The sequence below is a fragment of the Mesorhizobium sp. M2A.F.Ca.ET.039.01.1.1 genome, from assembly GCF_003998035.1.
GTDB lineage: Bacteria > Pseudomonadota > Alphaproteobacteria > Rhizobiales > Rhizobiaceae > Mesorhizobium.
This window is the reverse complement of record NZ_RZRY01000781.1, coordinates 1-2,679: the sequence shown is the minus strand read 5'-3', so window position 1 is coordinate 2,679 and position 2,679 is coordinate 1. Positions and strand designations below refer to the sequence as shown.

The 2,679-nt window shown below is 70.2% G+C and carries 4 protein-coding genes; all 4 read right to left on the bottom strand.

All coding sequences use genetic code 11. The features are described 5' to 3' along the window. Positions 1-580 (bottom strand): ABC transporter ATP-binding protein (locus tag EOA24_RS33585; protein ID WP_133374747.1); only part of this gene is annotated, 580 nt, incomplete at its 3' end. Next, the gene (locus EOA24_RS33580) at positions 573-1,724 is read right to left on the bottom strand and encodes a hypothetical protein (RefSeq protein ID WP_126083321.1); all 1,152 of its coding nucleotides are present in this window, start codon (positions 1,722-1,724) and stop codon (positions 573-575) included. The genes EOA24_RS33585 and EOA24_RS33580, both read right to left, overlap by 8 nt. A 67-nt stretch (positions 1,725-1,791) precedes the next feature. Then, the gene (locus EOA24_RS33575) at positions 1,792-2,190 is read right to left on the bottom strand and encodes a periplasmic heavy metal sensor (RefSeq protein ID WP_126083322.1); all 399 of its coding nucleotides are present in this window, start codon (positions 2,188-2,190) and stop codon (positions 1,792-1,794) included. Next, complete coding sequence (locus tag EOA24_RS33570) at positions 2,187-2,627, bottom strand: hypothetical protein (RefSeq protein ID WP_127410561.1); 441 nt, start codon at positions 2,625-2,627, stop codon at positions 2,187-2,189. The genes EOA24_RS33575 and EOA24_RS33570 overlap by 4 nt, the downstream gene beginning before the upstream one ends. Positions 2,628-2,679 lie beyond the last annotated feature (52 nt).

The following is a 2,679-nucleotide window of genomic DNA, read 5'->3' as shown; positions in this document are numbered from 1 at the left end:
CGATCACGGCGTGGCGGCCGCTCGCGCAAAGCGCGGTGATCACGCGTTTCACCTCCCAAGCGGCGACCGGATCGAGGCCGTTCAGCGTCTCGTCGAAAATCAGCAGCGGCGGCCGGCCGAGAAGCGCTGCGAGGATCGCGACCTTGGCTCGCGTGCCAAGCGAATATTCGGCGATCGGGCGATCCATCCAGCGGCCGAGTTCGAGCCGCTCCAGAAGGTCGGCGCCCGGCAGATCGGCACTCGGCAGATCGCCGGGCGCGGAGCCGCGGATCGAGGCGACGAGCTCGATATATTGGCGTCCCGACAGCGGCGCCGGCAATTCATGCGGCTCGATGGCGAGGCCGAAGCCGGCCTTGGCGCGCTCCGGCGCGGTGGCAAGCGCGATGCCGTCGATCGTCACGCTGCCGCCGAGCAACGGGATCTGGCCGGTGATCGCCCTGATGAGCGTCGACTTGCCCGAACCATTGGCGCCGAGCAGGCCGACTATATCGCCCCGGCGGAGCGAAAGATCGATGCCACGCACCACGGCGCGCCCGCGATAGCCGGCGCTGAGGCCGCTGACGGCGACGACTTCATCCATTGCGATACCTCTGTCGGGTTCGGTGCCACAGGAAAACCACCAGCGCCGCCAGGCCGATCAGCACGGTGCGTCCGTATTCGAGCGTTTCATAGCTGGCATAGGCGAGCGCGCTGGCGAAGCTCAACATGGCAACGAATGGCGCGTTGAGGAAATAGGCGCCGAACACCGCATAGGCGCCGTTCAGCACCAGCAGCCAGAGCCCGCCCGCTACCGGCACGGCCCATGCCGACGGCTCGGCGGCGAGCGCCGCGCCGGCCGGCAGCAGGAAGAAGGCGAGCGACAATTGCAGCGGCAGCTGCACCAGCCGCAGCCACACGCGCGTGAAGCCGATGGGCGCCGTGCGCAGGACCGGCGAGCCGAGCGGCTGGCAGCGCAGGCTGAGCATGAAGACGAGAATGCCGCCCGCCAGGCCCGCAACCGCCGCCGGCCCGGCCGTGCGGCCGGCAAGGCTTGCCCATGCGCCAAGGATGGCCGCGGCCGCGAGCGGCAGACCGGCCGCGGCCAGCTTCCATGACGGCCGCAAATGGCCGCCCGGCAGTTTCCAGGCCCAGCTGGAAAGCCAGCGCGGGCGCGCTCGGTCGAGGCGGCGCAGCCACTGCCTTCCAACCGGCGCCGTCTCGCTCGCCGCCTCATCGAGGAGAAGACGTGGCCGCCGCAGACGCCAAAGGGCGGCCGTGCCGAAGCCCAGCGCAAACAGGACCGCCGCGCCCAGGCCCCAGGCCGCCGGCAACGGCTTTCCGATGACGGCGCAGGCGAAGCCGACCAAAACGGCAACCAGGACGCCCAGCGGCGCGAAGATCGCCAGCGTCGCCCTGCCGGCCATGTGGCGGCGCTGTCTGGAGCCAAGCGGCAGCGCCTTGAGGAAGGGCGCGAAAGCGCGTTCAAGGCAGAGCCTGGCGACCGCGTTGCCTGTGAGCGCCCCGAGCACGGCCAGGGTGAGCGGCAGGCTAAGAGTCCACAGGAGCTGGTCGTCCCGCAATTTCGGCGCCGCGGCATGCAGGGCAAGCACGATATCGGCGATCGCATAGGCCAGCAGCGCGCCGCCGCCGAGCCCGATCCAGGCGAGATCGCGGCACCGCATCGCCCGCAGGCCGAGGACCAGCTCGCGCCAGAGCAATATCAGGACAAGCCGGTCGTGCCGCATTGGTTCGCCATCATGGTTCCGACACGGAAATAGGTCACGGCAATTGTGCCGCGAGTGGGGCGATGGCTCACCCGGCCGGCTTGGCGTTGACGTTCTTCATGGCGGCGAGCAGGTAGTCCTGCACCGTTGCCTGAAGGTTTGTAGTAGCGGCGCGCACCGCCGCCATCGCCTGCCTGACCGCCGCTTCGTCGAAGGGTCGGGCCTGCTCGGCCGCCGCAAGGTCGGCCCGCGCAGCGCGCAGCTGCCGCAGCGCCTCGAACGTGCGGCCGCGGTTGTCGCGCATGACCGCGCGGAACTCCTTGCGCACCTCCGGCGAGTAGGCGCCCGCGACCTCCGCCAGCAGCCCGCGCGCGACGGCCGCCTGGCGCAGGCCATGCGCGGCATAGCCGATGAAGAAGAAGTTGAGCGCGAGCGAAAGGGCAAGCACAACCAGTACCACCGCCCAGATCCATGAACGACCGGTCATAGCGCGTCTCCCTCGCCCGCATCGCCGGCGATAGGCGGTCCACCGTCGTCGGGCAGTCTTGCGCCCGCGGCGAGCGCCAAGAGCTCGGAATCCTGCGACTGGTCCTGAAGACGCGCCACCTGGTAACCGGCGATTGTCGCGGTGACAAGCAAGGCCGCGGCGCAAGCGGCGATGCCGGCCGGCGCGACGAGGAAGCGCGGCAGCAGCGAAGGACGTGCCGCGCCGCGATCGATGCGCGCCGGCACCTTGCGCGCCAAGGCGCGGTCATCGCCCTCGACCAGCGCGGCCTGCCGCACGAGGCTGTCGAGCGCCGCGTCGGCGCCGGCATCGCCGTCAAGCGCCAGGAACGCCAGGGCCGGCCCTCTCAAGGCCGCCGGCCAGGCATTGACGTCGTCGCCGAAGCGGCGACGGTTGTTCTCGAATTCCTCGCGTGTCATGAGGACTTCCTTTCGCGGCCCGCGGCCGCATCTGCCAAATGATCCCTAAGCG